The sequence below is a fragment of the Aeromonas sp. V90_14 genome (genome assembly GCF_029967615.1).
GTDB lineage: Bacteria > Pseudomonadota > Gammaproteobacteria > Enterobacterales > Aeromonadaceae > Aeromonas > Aeromonas hydrophila.
Genome location: NZ_JASCAS010000002.1, coordinates 114402 through 130756 on the forward strand (window position 1 = coordinate 114402; position 16355 = coordinate 130756).

The 16355-nt window shown below is 65.5% G+C and carries 12 protein-coding genes; 4 read left to right on the top strand and 8 right to left on the bottom strand.

The genetic code is table 11. The features are described 5' to 3' along the window. Nucleotides 1–198 precede the first annotated feature (198 nt). The 3 genes from QLG02_RS02870 (at nt 199) to QLG02_RS02880 (ending at nt 3731) form a co-directional block, all read left to right on the top strand. Nucleotides 199–1599: a TldD/PmbA family protein gene (locus tag QLG02_RS02870; RefSeq protein ID WP_139388779.1), complete on the top strand. Its 1401-nt coding sequence runs from the start codon at nt 199–201 to the stop codon at nt 1597–1599. Further along, on the top strand, nt 1599–2939 hold the full coding sequence (locus QLG02_RS02875) for a TldD/PmbA family protein (protein ID WP_282464461.1): 1341 nt from the start codon (nt 1599–1601) through the stop codon (nt 2937–2939). The genes QLG02_RS02870 and QLG02_RS02875 overlap by 1 nt, the downstream gene beginning before the upstream one ends. A gap of 399 nt (nt 2940–3338) precedes the next feature. Next, on the top strand, nt 3339–3731 hold the full coding sequence (locus QLG02_RS02880; RefSeq protein WP_282464462.1) for a VOC family protein: 393 nt from the start codon (nt 3339–3341) through the stop codon (nt 3729–3731). A gap of 75 nt (nt 3732–3806) precedes the next feature. Here QLG02_RS02880 and QLG02_RS02885 read toward each other — a convergent pair whose 3' ends face one another. The 5 genes from QLG02_RS02885 to QLG02_RS02905 form a co-directional block, all read right to left on the bottom strand. Beyond that, a complete protein-coding gene (locus QLG02_RS02885) occupies nt 3807–4733 on the bottom strand; it encodes a L,D-transpeptidase family protein (RefSeq protein WP_011707051.1) in 927 nt (308 codons plus the stop codon). Between the two features lie 278 nt (nt 4734–5011). Beyond that, a complete protein-coding gene (locus QLG02_RS02890) occupies nt 5012–6295 on the bottom strand; it encodes a nucleotide disphospho-sugar-binding domain-containing protein (RefSeq protein WP_282464463.1) in 1284 nt (427 codons plus the stop codon). After that, entirely contained in the window at nt 6295–7170 is an 876-nt protein-coding gene (locus QLG02_RS02895) for a TauD/TfdA family dioxygenase (RefSeq protein WP_282464464.1), read from the bottom strand. The genes QLG02_RS02890 and QLG02_RS02895 overlap by 1 nt, the downstream gene beginning before the upstream one ends. A 10-nt stretch (nt 7171–7180) precedes the next feature. After that, nucleotides 7181–8155, bottom strand: a complete 975-nt coding sequence (locus QLG02_RS02900) for an isocyanide synthase family protein (protein WP_011707054.1) — start codon at nt 8153–8155, stop codon at nt 7181–7183. 556 nt (nt 8156–8711) lie between these two features. Beyond that, the gene (locus tag QLG02_RS02905; RefSeq protein ID WP_029304266.1) at nt 8712–9548 is read right to left on the bottom strand and encodes a patatin family protein; all 837 of its coding nucleotides are present in this window, start codon (nt 9546–9548) and stop codon (nt 8712–8714) included. A 140-nt stretch (nt 9549–9688) separates the two neighbouring features. Here QLG02_RS02905 and QLG02_RS02910 point away from each other — a divergent pair, with 140 nt between their 5' ends. Then, a complete protein-coding gene (locus QLG02_RS02910) occupies nt 9689–11050 on the top strand; it encodes an endonuclease/exonuclease/phosphatase family protein (protein ID WP_282464465.1) in 1362 nt (453 codons plus the stop codon). A 56-nt stretch (nt 11051–11106) separates the two neighbouring features. Here QLG02_RS02910 and QLG02_RS02915 read toward each other — a convergent pair whose 3' ends face one another. From QLG02_RS02915 to dsrO, 3 genes are read right to left on the bottom strand one after another with little or no spacing between them, the layout of a single operon-like run. Continuing rightward, the gene (locus tag QLG02_RS02915) at nt 11107–14214 is read right to left on the bottom strand and encodes a tetrathionate reductase subunit A (RefSeq protein WP_282464466.1); all 3108 of its coding nucleotides are present in this window, start codon (nt 14212–14214) and stop codon (nt 11107–11109) included. Continuing rightward, nucleotides 14214–15320, bottom strand: a complete 1107-nt coding sequence (nrfD, locus tag QLG02_RS02920; RefSeq protein WP_282464467.1) for an NrfD/PsrC family molybdoenzyme membrane anchor subunit — start codon at nt 15318–15320, stop codon at nt 14214–14216. Before nrfD ends, QLG02_RS02915 begins: the two co-directional genes overlap by 1 nt. Then, nucleotides 15310–16098: a sulfate reduction electron transfer complex DsrMKJOP subunit DsrO gene (dsrO, locus tag QLG02_RS02925; protein WP_282464468.1), complete on the bottom strand. Its 789-nt coding sequence runs from the start codon at nt 16096–16098 to the stop codon at nt 15310–15312. Before dsrO ends, nrfD begins: the two co-directional genes overlap by 11 nt. Between the last annotated feature and the right edge of the window lie 257 nt (nt 16099–16355).

The window sequence follows — 16355 nt, forward strand, 5'->3', positions numbered from 1 at the left end:
ACGGCGACGCCTCCCTGACTACCGGCGGCCGGGTTTCGGGCTGCCGGGCGCATAAATCGCTCCGATTTTCTCAATCGGTATCATCGCATGACGCTATAGCGACTTTTTTGTGCTGGTCTGCAACAATGGAAACGGTACCCCATAACAATCACAGCCGGGTATCGGAAGCAAACGGACAGACCAGAATAAGGAAATTCTATGACCCCATTCTCCCTGTTGGCCCCCGCCATCGCCCGCGACGTGCTCGATCACGCGCTGGCGCTGGGTGCCGACTTCGCCGAGCTGTTTGTGGAGCGCAAGCGCCGCAGCCAGCTCAGCCTGCTCTCCAGCCAGATAGAAAACATCAGCGGTGGCCTCGATTTCGGCATCGGCGTGCGCCTGTGCTACGGCCACAAGGTGCTCTATGGCTACACCAACCTGGCCAGCCGCGATGAGCTCTTGCGCATCGTCAGCCTGCTGGCGGCCAAGGACCGGCGTGACCCCGTGGTGACCGCCACCGCCTTCGATTTCAGTCGCCTGAGCGATCGCAACCCGGTGGCCTTGCCGCTGTCGGCCGACAAGCTGCTGGAACAGAAGATCGCCTACCTGCACGCCATGGATGCCGCGGCCCGCGCCGAGAGCACCAAGGTGAGCCAGTTTGCCGGCAACGTGCTGGGCTGGGAGCAGGAGGTGGAGATCTTCAACAGCGAAGGGGTGCAGGTGAGCGATCGCCGCCACTACAACCGCATCATGGCCCAGACCATCGCCGCCCTTGGCAGCGAACAGAGCGTAGGTTACGAAGCCCCCGGCGCCATGATGGGCTGGGAACACGCCGCCAGTGTCGATCCCCGCGAGCTGGCCCTCACCGCCACCCGCCAGGCGCTGGTGAAACTGGGCGCAGCCCCCTGCCCGAGCGGCAAGCTGCCGGTCATCATGGAGAGCGGCTTTGGCGGCGTCATCTTCCACGAGGCATGCGGCCACCTGCTGGAGACCACCTCGGTGGCCAAGAAGGCCTCGGTGTTCCACGACAAGATGGGCCAGCTCATCGCCAATCCGGCGGTCAGCGCGGTGGACGAGGGGCTGCAAGGCAACGCCTGGGGCTCCATCAACGTCGATGACGAGGGGATGGCAACCCAGCACACCCAGCTCATCAAGGATGGCGTGCTCACCGGCTTCCTGGTGGACCGGATGGGGGCCCTGCGTACCGGCTACGCCCGTACCGGCTCCGGGCGCCGCGAATCCTACAAGTTCGCGCCAGCCTCGCGCATGCGCAACACCTACATAGAGCCGGGCCATCACAGCCTGGACGAGATGCTGGCAACCGTGGAGCACGGCATCTATGCCAAGCGGATGGGGGGTGGCTCGGTGCAGCCCGGCACCGGCGAGTTCAACTTCAACGTGCAGGAGGCCTACCTCATCGAGGGGGGCAAGATCACCCGGCCGCTCAAGTCGGCCACCCTGATCGGCACCGGCCCGCAGGTATTGAAGGAGATCTCCATGGTGGGGCGCGATCTGGCTCTCTCCGCCGGCATGTGCGGCTCAGTCTCAGGCTCCATTCCCGCCTCGGTCGGCCAGCCACCACTCAAGGTTGACAATATCCTGGTCGGAGGGAACGCCTGATGAGCCAACTCGACATGAACCAACTGCTTGCCCGCCTGCTGGACCAGGTCGCCGATCTCGGTGCCGAGGCCGACATCATCGCCAACCAGGACAAGGCCTTCTCCCTCAAGGCCGACAAGGGCGAGCTCAGCGAATACAAGGTCACCAGCAGCCAGCAGATCGGCATTCGGCTGATAAAAGAGGGCCGGGTCGGCATCGCCTATTCGGAGTCCCTCGACGAGTCGGCGCTGGCCGCCATGCTGCAGGATGCGCTGGATGCCAGCCGCTTCGCCAAGGTGGACCCGGATCAGACCATCGCCGTGCAGCAGAGCCGGCTCACCACCGACTGCGCCGAGATCAATCAGCCCGACACCACCCCCGTGGAGGAGAAGATTGCCCTGGCCCTGCGCCTCGAGTCGGACATGCTGGCGCTGCCGGACGTGACCGGCGCCCCCTACAACAGTTTCTTCGAGGGAGAGGGCCGGCTGTGGCTTGCCAACAGCCAGGGCAGCCTCTGCCAGCATCAGGCGTTCAGCGTCGGCTGCTACAGCTCCGCCCTCATCGAGCGCGACGGCCGTCAGTCCATGTTCTCCCAGGGGCAGTATGAGCGCCGCTTCGATGCGCTGGACAGCCAGACCCTGATCCGCCAGATCCACGCCGTGGCCGACGGCCTGCTGGCGGGAGACGCGGTGCCGAGCGGCCACTACAGCGCCATCTTCGACACCAATGCTCTGGCCAGCCTGTTCGGCTGCTTCCAGGCCGCGCTGTCAGGCAAGTGGGCCCAGCAGGGGATCAACCCCTGGCGCGACAAGCTGGGCCAGTCGGTGGCCTCCCGCTGGCTCACCCTGGAGAGCCGGGCCTATATGCCGGGCGGCATGCACATCAAGGCCTTCGATGGCGAGGGTGCCCCCACCCGGGATCTGCTGCTGATCGGCGAAGGGGAGCTCAAGACCCTGCTGCACAACAGCGCCACCGGCCACCACTTCGGCCTGGCCAGCAACGGCTCGGCGGCGCGCAGCGCCCGCAGTGCGCTGGATGTCAGCCCGCGCCACCTGGTGTTCGGGCTCGGCCCCCACAGCGAGGCCGAGGCGCAAGGCGGCGAGTACCTGGAGCTGGTCAAGCTGGACGGCCTGCACTCCGGCGCCGATGCGGTGAGCGGCGACTTCTCGTTCGGTGCCTCCGGCTTCCTGTGCCGGGATGGCGTGCGGGTGGCGCCGGTGCGCGGCATCACGGTGGCGGGCAACTTCTATCGCCTGCTGGGTGAGCTGGAAGCGGTCGCCAACGTGTTGCACCACGACGATGGCAAGAGCGTCTATGCGCCTCTTATCCGCTTCGGCGGGCTGAGCATTGCAGGCAAGTAGCCGCCGATGGATGACCAGAAGCATCATGCTCCTCCATTCGTCCGCTTCGGCGGGCTGAGCATTGCAGGCAAGTAGCCACCGATAGATGACCAGGGGCATCATGCTCCTCCATTCGTCCGCTTCGGCGGCTGAGCATTGCAGGCAAGTAGCCGCCGATGGATGACCAGGAGCATCATGCTCCTCCATTCATCCGCTTCGGCGGGCTGAGCATTGCAGGCAAGTAACTGTATATCGAGGGGAAAAAACCTCCAGCCCCCCACCCGAAAGCGGCGCCATCCGGCGCCGCTTTTTAGCTCTGGCGCCCCTCATGGGCTGCTCCTAACCTCTAGGAAGCTGCCTGCGAGCTGCCGCGAGAGGCCGTCAGCAAGGAACAGCGCCGCCGGTCGCATCGGCCGGAACATGCTGGAGATAACCAAGATGGACAATACCCTGGTCTGGGCCGACATTCCGACACGGGATCTGGATCGCGCCATGGCCTTCTACTCGGCCCTGCTCGACGTGCCGGTCACGCCGATACAGGAGGAGATCCGCTTCGCCATGCTGCGCCACGATGGCAACAACGCGGCGGCCTGTCTCGGCCCCATGGACAAGTACCACCAGCCGGGGCACACGGGCCCCCTCATCTACCTCGCCCTTGGCCAGCGCCTGCAGGAGGCTGAACAGCTGGTGCCCAAGATCGGCGGACGGGTGCTCGAACCCTTGCACAGCATCGGCAGCGGCCATGGCTCCCGGGTCATCATCGAAGATACCGAGGGCAACTGGCTGGCCCTCTATGCCCCTCCCACCAGCTGATAACCGATGGCTGTGCCAGAAACAACAACGGCGACCTCATGGTCGCCGTTGTGCATTAGCCAGTCTCCCCGGTCATCAGACCTGCGGGTTGAGACGGGTCGGCATGCCGGTACGCTGTTCCAGCACCTGCTTGACCACATTGGAGTCGCTGTCCATGTGGGCGATGAAGCGGGTGGTGGCCTGGGTCATGGGCAGCGGCACGGAGGCGGTGGAGTTGAACTCCTCCTCGTTGCGTGACAGCGGCTCGTGCACTTCCATGTAGCGACCGCCATCCGGCTCGACCGTGGTCTTGACCGGCTGGTTGACGAACTGGACGCGAGTACCGACCGGCACGTTGTCGAACAGATACTTGATGTCGTCGGCGCGCAGACGCACGCAACCGCTGCTCACCCGCAGACCGATGCCGAAGGTGGCGTTGGTGCCGTGAATGGCGTACAGGTTGCCAATGTAGAGCGCGTGCAGACCCATGGGGTTGTCCGGGCCGGCCGGCCAGACCGCTGGCAGGGTCTTGCCCTGGGCGGCGTAGCGGCGACGGATGTTTTCAGTCGGGGTCCAGGTCGGGTTGGCGCGCTTGCGCTCCACCTTGGTGATCCAGTTCTCCGGGGTGTTGACCCCCAGCTGGCCGATGCCGATGGGCAGCACCTGCACCACGTTCTTGCCTTTCGGGTAGTAGTAGAGACGCATCTCCGCCACGTTGATGACGATCCCTTCGCGGGGAGCGTTGGGCAGGATCAGCTGATGGGGGATGACCAGTTTGCTGCCCGCCTTGGGCAGGTAGGGGTCGACACCCGGGTTGGCTTCCATGATGTTGGTCAGACCCAACTGGAAGTCGGAGGCGATCTGCTCCAGCGGACGATTGTCCGCGGGTACCACGTACTCCTGGTTCTCACCGATCAGACGGCTGTTGGCTGCAGGCAGCTGGTATTCAACGGCGGCGGCCTGCTGGCTGACCAGCGCCAGAGTACATAAAAGAGCCGAAGCGGCAGTGCGAAGGGGATTCATAAAATTCCTGTGTGGTTTCCTGTACCAAGTTGGCCGACGGCCATTTCATCCTCGGTCTGACCCGTGACGAGTCACCTTGCGTCCGAGGTCGATTACCGAGCGCGCATTCTTTCCTGAGTCGGCCAAAAATTCAACGTCGGGATCGCTCTTTTTGCATGAAAAAGCGCATCCGGCGCCGCTGACGCCGCCTCTTGTCACCCTGGCAACCCTAGCAGCCACAAACTGAGCGCAAGCTGAACAACAGGGAGGCCATCGAGCCCCCCTGTTTCATCACGGGATCACCCTTGCCCGCCGAGCAGAGCCGCCACCGTCCCCGCGATGGCGGCGCGGGCATCGAGCGTGGCCATCTCGTCGGCCAGCAGCCGGGCCCTGGCCCGATAGCGCGGCTCGTGCACCAGCTTGCGCACCGCCGCGGCCACCGCGTCCGCCGTCGGCTCGTTGCTGTGCAGATTGATGCCGGCACCGCTCCACGCCACCCGGGTGGCCACCTCAGCCTTGTCCTCCCCGGTGCCCGCCACCACCAGCGGCACCCCGTGCGCCAGCGCGGCCTGTACCGAGCCATAACCACCGTTGGTCACCAGCACGGCGGCGCGGGGCAGCGCCAGCTCGAACGGCACGTGTTCGGTGACGATGGCGTTGGCCGGGACGGCGGTGCCGAGCCGCGCCGGATCCCGCCCGCCGGTGGTCAGCAGCAGTTGCAGCTCGTCGCCAGCCAGCCCCTGCATGGCCGGCAGCAGCAACTGCCCCAGATCCACGTTGGCCAGGGTGCCCTGGCTGACGATGACCAGCGGCCGCTCATCGAGCCGCTCCCACCAGGGCGGCGGCGTCAGCGCAATCCGGGGTGGCAGCAGCGGGCCGACATAACGGATCACCCCCTCCAGCTCCGGCCGCTCGTATTCAAAGCCGGCGCAGGAGAGCTGCAAAAAGGCATCGGGGGCCGTCACCATGACATCAGTGAAGGGAGCCGTCAGCGGCGGCGCCCCCGCCTCGGCCAGTGCGGCATCGAAGCTCTGCTGAACCTCCCTTTGCAGTTGCCGGGTAGGCTCATCGAGCCAGGGCTGCTCGCCAAGGGAGCGGCGCAGCTCGGGGGGGATGCGCGGGCCGTAGAAGATGGCGTCCGGACTCGAGAAGGAGACCGGGTTCACCCCCAGCATCAGGATGGGAAGGCGCCGCCCGTCCCCCTGTTGCAACAGCGGCAGCACGCCGTAGAAGCCGTTCTCCACCAGCAGCAGATCCACCCCCTCCGCCGCGATCAGCGCCCGCAGATGACTGTCGTGCTGCGCCATGGGGGCGGCAAAAAAGCGCCTGAGCGCCAGCGCCATCTGAGCGGTGCCGCTCAGGCTGGCCCGCTCGGGAAAATGCCGCTCCAGCGCCCGGTAGTCAAAGTCCAGCTCGAGGGCGAAGGGCACGAATTCGGCGCCGGCTTCGCGGATGCGCTGCTCGAACAGGGCGCCGCACAGCATCAGCACTCGATGCCCCTCCTCCACCAGCAGACGGGCCGCCGCCAGCATGGGATTGACGTGGCCCGGGGTGGCGGTGGCCGCCAGCAAAATGGTCGCCATCACGCCGCCCCTTGCGGCGCCAGCGCCGGGTTGAGACAGACCGGACTGGCCTGGATGTGAACCCGCTGGATGTGGCGGGCCGAGCGGGCGGTGAACCCCTCACGACCGTGCAGCAGACCGAGGTTGTCGGCGATCACCACGTCTCCCCCTTGCCACTGGTGGGCATAGAAGTAGCGCGGATCGTAGAGCCGCTGGTGCAGATCCTGCAGGAAGGCGGCCTGCTCGGCCGGTGCCACCCCCTCGATCTCGAGGGCATGCTGGTTGAGAAAACGCCCCCCCTCGCGCGGCGGCTCGTTGTAGCGCAGCACCGTCTCGCCGCTCACCGGGTGGGGCACCAGCAGTGGCGAGCGCACCTGGCCGCCGTAGTGCACCACCTGCTTGATGCGATAGGTGATGTGCACCCGCTCCCAGCGGGCCAGCCGCTCGCCGTCGAGCTCGGTGAGCAATTGGCGGGTATTGATGAAGGTGGTGCGCCCCCCTTCGTCCACCGCCGGCGCGTGCACGCAGTGAAACAGCTGGAACTCGGGCAGGGTCGGCTTGTACATGCCGTCCCAGTGCAGCGGCACATAGCTGGAGTCGAAGATGTGGTCGGTGGCGTTCTCGTGCTCTTTCACATCCAGCACGGCGCCGAACGGCCACATCATGATCTCGCCCCACGCCTCGCCGTAGCGGGTCAGCCGCTCGGGATCGGTGAAGCCGGTCTCGAACCCGCGCAGGATCAGCACACCGTGGCGGCGGGCCAGTTCGCGCAGCGCCTCGATAGCCAGGCTCTGCACCGGCTGGGCGTTGCGGACCGGTTCAATCAGCAGGCCGAACGGGGCCTGTGGCAGGATGCGGCAGCGCTCGCCGCCGAGGGTAACGATGGATGCAGTCATGGGAAACTCCTCAGGCAGCGGCCTGCTTGCCGTTGATCAGGTAGTGGCTCGGACGGCCGTGGATATGAACCAGCTCATGCTCCATCGCCAGCACGTCGCGCCGCTTCATCAGCACGAACTGGCCATCCAGGTTGGCCGCCACCCCGTGCCAGGGGGTGAGCCAGTCATCCCGGGTCGGCAGCATGTGGATGCCCATCTTCAGGCTGTGGCTCGCCTGGGGGTGGATGGAGAGGCGGATCGCCTCGGGGAAGCGCTCCGCCAGCAGGTTGCCCCAGGCACGGCTGCGCTGGATCACCGCATGGGTGCGCGCCTTGGCATCCCGCTGCAGCGCCGTGTTGGAGAGCGGGGTATCCGGCAGCTGGCTGTCTTCATAGAGGAAGCGGGTCATGGCGCGATAGAGGCGAATTCCCTCCTCGGTGCTTCTCACCTCTTCCGTGATCTGTGCCAGCGGCTCCGCATAGCGTTCGACCAGCTGTTCGCGCAGGGTGTCGAAGTCGCGGCTGGCGCAAAACTCGGCCATGCCCGCCACCATCCCTAGGTGGAAGACCCCGAGGTGAGTCGCCCCCAGCTCCAGGATCAACTGCTCGATATGGGCCTGATAGGCGTCGATGGCCGGGTCCGCCACCCGGATGAGGTCACCGAACACGTGGCCGTCCGAGCAGATGAGGATCCGCATGCCGGGCGCATAGTGCAGCTGGATGCGCTGGCAGAGGTGGTTGAGAAAGCTGAGGGAGAGCCGCTCAGCCATGTCCGGCAGGGTGCCCAGCACCTTGTTCGGATTGGGCGACTTGGTGGGGAAGGCAGGCAGCACGCAGGTGATGGTCTCGCCCCGCTCGATGAAGGCCTGCAGACGGGGGATCTGGATGGCGGCCACCTCTGCTTCCTCCTGCTGCCGATCCAGAATGGGATCGGGGAAGCGGCGGCGATAAGGCAACAGCTCGGCAAATATATTTTGGGCAATATGATGGGAAGATAAACCACTCATTATTCCGGCTCCTTTGGCAGGATTAAAATCAATAAAGATGACTATTTATCAATGCGTCCAGTCTCTGTCGTTATTATTTTTGTATCCGTTTGCTACCCAAACGAATCGAGAGGGGACAGTAGCCGAGATGAAGTCAGGCTATCAATTCGCCATTGATGTAAACAGATTCAACCCGCAGCGAATAATCTATTTCGCATAAGCTAAGTTGAACTATACATATGAATAAAAACAGATTTTATTTAAATTGATGCGTATCAAATATCACCAATCAGAAAAGTTCCCCAACCGCTTTATTATTCAGTCACAAATTGACTCGTGGATTATTTAGCACAACTTAATAGTGATATTTTTTCATGGCGGCAATCCTGACCATTTCGCTGTAAATATCGCAAATAATTATCCAGCTACATATTAAGCAGACGAACGGAGTGCAGCCACCGCCGCGCAAGAGGGGGAATGACCGGGCGAAATGACGCGTCGCAGATCTGCTGCGCCATCGCCATACGCTTTCATGGTGGCGGCCCCGACCGGGGCCGCAATGGTGTGCAAAGAGCGCCTAAGCGCTCCCTAGGTAGTCGAGGGCCGCCTGCCAGCCCATCTGGTAACCCTGCTCCAGCCGCCCCCGGTCGGTGGTCATGCGGCCGACCCGAAAACCCGCCGGCGGCACTATGACCCGGATGCGGCAATCGGCCGGCGGCTGGCGGATGAAGTCGATGGCATCGTTGTAGCTTTGATGACGCGACAGGCTGGCGCGAGCCAGGGCCGGCGTCTCGCGCAGCAGGTAGCGATGCAGGGCGGGCAGACGCGGCGCCCGCTTGCGATAGCCCAGCGGCCGGGAGAGCACCACAGTGATGTCGCGCGCCCCCTGTTCATAGGCGTGGCGCACCGGAATGGAGTCGGCCACCCCGCCATCCGTCATGGCCTCCCCGTCGATGCGCACGAAATCCCGGTAGACCAGCGGCACCGAGCAGGAGGCCTTGATCTGCTGCTCCAGCTCGGCGGCATTGGCCTTGAGGTAGGCGGCCTGGCCGTCCGCGACCCGGGTGGTCACCACGGTCAGCGGCACCGGGTTGGCGGCAAAGCGCGCCAGATCGAGCCGGCACTCGCGGATGGTGATCGCCCACAGCCAGTCGAGATCGAGCCAGTGGCCGCCGCGCAAGAACTTGGCCAGGTTGATGAACTCGGGGCGGCAGGAGTAGTCGGTGATGACGTTGTGGTTGCGCCCCTGCTGACCGGCCAGAAAGGCCGCCAGATTGACCGCCCCGGCCGATACCCCGATGCAGTGATCAAACGCCGTGCGGCCCTTGGCCAGAAACGCATCCAGCACCCCGGCGGCGAAAATGCCGCGCATGGCGCCCCCCTCGACCACCAGGGCCGTCTGTCGCCGACTCATCTCGCCTCCCCGTTTTGCTCTGTGAATGGTCTCACACTTTGGCCCATTCAGAGCCCGACTGTCGGCCGGGATCCCTATAATGGGCACGCCTTCGCTCCCCATGAGCAAGGTATAACTTATTGATGCTACGGAATATTACAATGAAAAATATCAGCAAATCCCTACTGGCCGCTGCCATTTCCCTCGGATTGATGGCAGGCTGTAACAGCCAAAATGACTCCGAGACCCCGACTCCCATGGTTCGCTTCGCTACCTTCAACCTCTCCTTCGATCGCACCGCCGCCGGCATGCTGGCCGGTGAACTGGCCCTCAGTCGCACCGAGCAGGATGCCCTGCTGGCGCGCCTCGCCGACGGCACCTTGAGCGGCGCCGAGAAGACCAAGGCCCTCGACGTGCAGCAGATCCGCAACATCGCCGAAATCATCCAGCGCACCCGGCCGGATGTGTTCCTGCTCAACGAATTCGACAATGACGGCAAGGGCAGCGACACCACGGACCTCAAAGCCTTCAACGACAACTACCTGGCCCACGCCCAGCACGACGAGGTAAAGGCCATCAGCTACCCGGTGCTGCAGAACTTCGCCACCAACACCGGCCTGATGAGCGGCCATGACCTCAACCTGGACGGCAAGGTCAACAACGGGCCGGACGACGCCTGGGGCTTTGGCAACTACCACGGCCAGTACGCCTTCGCCGTGATGTCCCAGTACCCCATCGATACCAAGCAGATCCGTACCTTCCAGAAATTCAAGTGGAAGGACATGCCGGGCGAAGTGAACCCCGTCATCGACGACTGCAACAATGCCAAGGCGCCGATCCCGGCCGGCCGCCAGTGCGGCGATGCCTGGTATGACGACGCAGCCTGGCAGGCCTTCCCGCTCTCGTCCAAGAACCACGCCGACGTGCCGGTGCGCATCAAGCGCGGCAACAAGGAGGAGGTGATCCACTTCCTCATCTCCCACCCGACTCCGCCCATCTTCGGCAACGCGGCGCGCCACAACGTCAAGCACAACCGGGCCGAAATCGCCTTCTGGCAGGATTACGTGGAGACCGCCAGCTACATGGTGGATGACGCCGGCAAGGCCGGTGGCCTGCCCGCGGGCGCCAAGTTCGTCATCGCCGGTGATCTCAACGCCGATCCCCAGATTGGCGATGGGGATCTCACCGCCATTCAGGATCTGCACAACCATGCGCTGGTCAATCAGGCCGTCACCAACGGCGCCCTGATCCCGGTCAGCCAGGGCGGCCCCGAGTGCCTCGCCAGCCAGCCGGATCAGTGCAAGCGCAACAACAACCGCCCCACCCCGGAGCGCATCACCAGCAGCAGCGGCCTGCAGCTTGACCACGTGCTGCCCTCCGCCAACCTGAACGCGGTTGCCTCCGGCGTGTTCTGGCCAGCCAGCTTCGAGCCGGGCTACCACCTGGTGTATGACGCCAAGCTCGGCATCGCCAAGGGAGTCAGCTCGGATCACCGCCTAGTGTGGGTCGACTTCAAACTGTGACAGTGACGCAGAGCAGATAAGCAACGGGGCCCGCAGGCCCCGTTTTCATTGGATCGTCATACCAGCTTCTCCACCCGGGCCGGCAGCCCCTGGCGCGCCGACGAGCCGATGGCCCAGTCCACCAGGGGGTAGCGGCCATGGCGGCTGGGATCCAGCACCGCTAGATCGTTGAGGTTGACCCCGGCTCCGCGCAGCGGATTGGCAACCACTTTCTGGCCGTCTATCCAGTGTTCCCGCGCCCCCAGCTCCTTGTGGCCGAAGCCGTGCTCGATGGCGATGGCATCGGCCTGCACCCCGGCCACGCACTCGGCCACCCCGATCACGCTGCCATCCGGGGTGCTGACCCGCACCCTGTCCCCGCTCTCGATGCCCAGCTGCGCCGCCGTCTGCGCATTGAGCCGCACCCGGTTGCTGGGGTTCACCTGGCGCAGGCGATCCGAGCCGATGCTCATGGAGCTCATGGTGTGGGACTTGTAGCTGGTGAGCAGCAGCGGCCACTGGGCCGGCTTGAACGCCTCATTGAGCGGCGTGCCGTCCGCCAGCTGGGGGCGGAAGAAGCGCGGTGTGCCACTCAGGAACTGCCCGCTCTGGCTGTGACGGCGGCTGCCCACCTCGGGGTTCCACAACATCAGCGGCTTGGGCCAGCGCTTGCTCGGCTGACCGGCTGCATCGCGCCCCTTGGCCGCCGGCTCGAAGCGCCCGCCACGGGCGAAGAGGTAGGCGGCGCGACCCGCCTCCTCCGCGCTCAGGGTGGCATTCAACACCGGCAGGATGCGCTCTACTCCGGACCAGGCGAGATCCTCGAGACCTATGGCGGGCACCGGCTCGCCGAGATAGGCAACGTTGGCCGCCCCGTAGAGGGAGAAGTCCGCCGCCCGGTTCAAGCCGTGCAACTTGCCGTCCGCCCCTTTGAGCGCCCCCTCGCCAAAGCCCGGCAACCCCAGCCGTTTGGCCACCGCGATAAAGAAGGACTCCATGCAGACCGGATCTCCCTCGGCGGTCTTGGCGACACGGGGCTCCACGATGGGCCAGCGACCGGTGGAGACCTTGGTCATCACCCCGTGCCAGGCGGTGGCCCAGCCCCAGGATTCGTAGGTGAGGGTATCCGGCACTAGGTAGTCCGACAGCGCCGACGACTCGTTGATGAAGCTGTCGATGCTGACCACAAGGGGCAGCACGGCAGGATCCTTGAGCTCTTCGCCGATGGCCTTGCTGAGCCCGGCCTGGCCGTAGAGGGGGTTGCCCATGTGGTTGATCCAGGCCTTGAGCCGGTAGGGGTAGCCGTTCACCGCCGCAGTCAGGTGTTCGCCGAGCAATGGGCCGGAGATGGGGAACCAGGGCTCCTGCGCCGGATAGGGATTCTGGCCCGCCTCGCGCTTGCGCCGATATTCGGAAGTTTTCTCGTAGGGGAACTTGGAGCGCGACAGGAAAACCCCGGCGGGCTTGACCATGCCGGGGAAGCTCGCCAGATCGTAGCGCGGCCCCGCCCCGAAGGGATCGAACTTGCCGCCGCTCGCCACGGCGCCGCCCCGGGCGTTGAGGTTCCCAATCATGACGTTGAGCATCATGATGGCCCAGGCCGAGTAGAAGCCGTTGGCGCTCATGGTGCCACCGTGGGAGACCACTGCTGCCCGGGTGCCGTGGCTGGTGAACTCCCGCGCCAGCGCCTCGATGTCGGCCACCGGCACGGCGCACTCGGCGCTGTATTGCGCGAGGGAGTGCTCCCGGCACGCCTCGGCCAGCAGCTGGAAGCTGCTCTTGACCGTGAACTCCCCCTTGGGGCCCTGAATGGTGCGATCCACCCAGAGGTTGGCCCGCTCACACTGGTCGGCGGGTCTCGGCTCGCCGCTGCTCGCCTCCTCTACCAGCATGGCGTCCCCCTCTCCATAGGCTTCCCCTTCAAAGGGCAAGCCAAGATCGCTGGCCCGCAGCATCTGACCAAAACGCGGGTGGGACTCGTCGCAGAGCACCAGGTGGCTGGCGTTGCAAAAACCGCGATAGCCGGCTCGCTCGGCGGCAGCGGCATTGGGTGCCGTCAGGAAAGACTCGGCGTAGCGTTGGTTGTCGATGATCCAGCGCAGCATGGCCAGGGCCAGCGCCGAGTCGGTGGCAGGGCGGATGGGCAGCCAGCGGTTGGCGGGGGCGGACGGCATGTTCACCGTGTTGGGCAGGCTGGGGGCCACCACCACGTAGGAGAACGGCTTGCCCGGTCGCGCCCGGTTCGCCGCCAGCTGGCGGGACTGGCGCTTGAAGGGGTTGCCCGATTGCTGGGGCGAGGTGCCCATGAACAGCAGGAAGTCACTCTCGTCCCAGTCCGGTTTGAGGTGGGCGTTCTTCTCCAGATCGTCCAGCAGGGCGCCGGCCCCGACCCGGAACGACAGGCCGCAGTAAGCGCCGTGGTTGGCGAAGTTGCGGGTGCCGAAGCTGTTGAAGGTGAAGCGCTTGATGAAGTGATCTCGCCCCTCGTCCGAGGCGTTGCTCACCAGCAGCTGGTTGGCCTTGGGGCCGTACTCCGGGTTGGCCGGGTCGAGCGGCTCGGCGAGGTTGCGAATGGCCCGCAGCCCCTCAACCTGGCCCTCACCAAACAGATCGCCCCCCTCCACCACCTCGGCCACCAGCTGCTCGAAGGGGATACTCTGCCAGCGGCCGCTGCCACGGGGCCCCACCCGCTTGAGACAACGGGTGACCCGCTGCGGGCTGTCGAGCTGCTCCAGCATGGCGTTGCCCCGCGCGCAGGCGGTGGAGCGCCCGTCCAGCCCCCCTTCCTGGTAGCCACTGGTGGCGAGCAGCGCCTGTTTGAGCGGGGTCTTGAAGTCGATGTGATGGCGGGCGGAGAGGGGGTGATAGGGGTTGCCCAGGATCCGCACTATCTGGTCGCGTTCGTTGTCGATGCGAGCCCGTACTCCGCACAGGGTCCAGCAGCCGAGGCACATGGTGTTGGCAACCCGCTGGGCCGGGTTGGGGTGCAGCTCCCCTCGCTCGTCAACCCGGTACTCCACGGCCAGCGAGTTGCCATGGATGGGATCCCGGGTCGGCTGGCCCGAGCTGCCGGTGGCGAGACCAGTCGCCACCTGCTTGAGGGTGTCGCTGTAACCGGCGACGAACAATCCGGTGCCACCGGCGATGGCAGCGCCCTTGAGAAACTTGCGTTTGCTGTGATCCATCAGAGTGCCTCGCGTGCAAAAGTTGTGGATGCCTTGATGGCGGGGGAAGCAGAGGGGCGCACCAGCTCCGAGAGGGCCACCAGCAGGGCCAGCAGCAGACCGAAGGTACCGAGAATGCCGAGCACACCGGCCGGGCCCCAGGCGATTTCATAGAGGTAGACGCCAGCCCCGTACTTGGGGGCGAGCTGCCCCTGGATCAGCACCAGCCAGCGCAGGCCCCACACCAGGTGTAGCCCCAGCAGCGCCAGCCCCCAGAGTGCCAGGCGGGCAGAGATCCTTGGCCGCAGCAGCATCAGCAGGCTGGCCAGCCCCAGGGTCAGCAACAGCCAGTGGGCCGCCAGCCGCCAGCTCGGATCGAGCCGATAGAGGGCCGCGGCCTCTGCTGCCGAGGCGCCGCCCAACAGGGCCCAGCCCAGCAGGGAGAGCGCCAGCAGGCCTAACGTCCAGCCGCTCTGGCGCAGCAGGGTCGACTCGGTCTGGGCACGCCAGCCCGCCAGCAAGCGGTTGAGCAGCAGCAGGGCACTCTGGGCCCCCAGCACGGCGCTCAGGGTCAGCAGCCAGGGCAACCAGGGGGTATGCCAGAGCGGGCGCGCCGCCACCGCCATGGTCTCAAGCCCGGTGTAGAGGGCGATGCTGAGCCCGCTCAGGGCGGCCAGCAAAGAGAGGGGCCGCAGCCAAACGTGCCCCGACCAGCTTCCCAGGCAGAGCAGCCTGGCAAGGCGGGCTATCTTGTCCCCTTCTGTACCGCGCCGGGCCAGGGCAGGCCTTAGCAGCAGCCAGCCGAGCAGCATGGAGAGCAGGCTGAACAGCGGCAGCAGATAGGCGCCATACCACATGACGGAGCCAAAGCGCGTCTGGGCGTAGAAGTGCCAGGCCCGGGCCGGCTGGTGCAGATCCGCGGTCAGGGCGATGGGAGCTACCAGACCGGCCGCCACCATCAGCACCGCCGCCAGGGTCTGCAGCCGCGGGTCCGGCGCCTTGCGCCACAGCTCAAACGCGCCGAGCCAGAGTGCCCCGTAGGCGAGGCCGATCAGAAAGAAATATTGCACCGCCCAGGGCAGCCAGGTGATGGGCTGAGCCGGGGCCAGCAGTTCGTTAATGACCATGGGCTATCTCCTTGCCATCGTCGGTGAGCAGGGTGCGCAGGGCCGGGTTGCCGTCGACCTTGCTGACGAAGGCCTCGTCCATGCCGAGATAAAAGACCCGCGGCTGGGTATGGGCCTCCGGCTTGAGCACCTTGAGCGCCGGCTCGTGTTCGCGCAGCAAGCGGCTGATCCGGCTCTTGGGATCGTTCAAGTCGCCTATGATGCGCGCCTCGCCGACACAGCTCTCCACGCAGGCGGGCAAGAGCCCAGCCTCCAGCCGATGGGCGCAGAAGGTGCACTTGTCGGCGGTGTTGGTCTCGTGGTTGATGAAGCGGGCATCGTAGGGGCAGGCCTGCACGCAGTAGCCGCAGCCGACGCACCAGTCGTTGTTGACCACGACGATGCCGTCATCGCGCTGGAAGGTGGCGCCGGTGGGGCAGACATCGAGGCAGGCGGGCTCGGCGCAGTGGTTGCACAGCCTCGGCAGCATCAAGAGGGAGGCGGGAGCCTCGAGGGCGGCCATGTCGCTCACCTCGTACTGGCTCACCGTGGTGCGAAACTGGCCGAGGGGAGGCTGGTTTTCGATGGTGCAGGCCACGGTGCAGGCCTGACAGCCGACGCAGCGGCGCAGGTCGATCAGCATGCCGTAACGCTTGCGCCCGTCCCCCCGGCTGATGGCCGCCCGCCCGTTGCGGGGAGCGGGAATGGACTGCGCCTGAACCTGGGTGACGGGGATCAGGGCCGCCCCTGCGGTGAGGGCGGCGATCCCGGATAACAATCGGCGCTTGCTGGGCTCCATGGCGTTTTTCCTTCTGCTGAGCTGGCTTGAAAGGGGTTGGGCCGATTGTCCTCAACGCAGGAAGTCGCCTCTATTGTGGTTTTCCACATACCGGGAGCCGGGTTGATCCAGCGCAATAAAAAATGTCCCAGCCCTGCTGAACTGTGACCGGGGCGGCGTTTGCCGCCCCTCCCGGCCCCCGTTCGAATGCAAGCGCGCGCCCCGGTGATAGACTGCCCCCTTTGCACCGAGAGGAGAGCCCCCTGCACGCCCCAGTC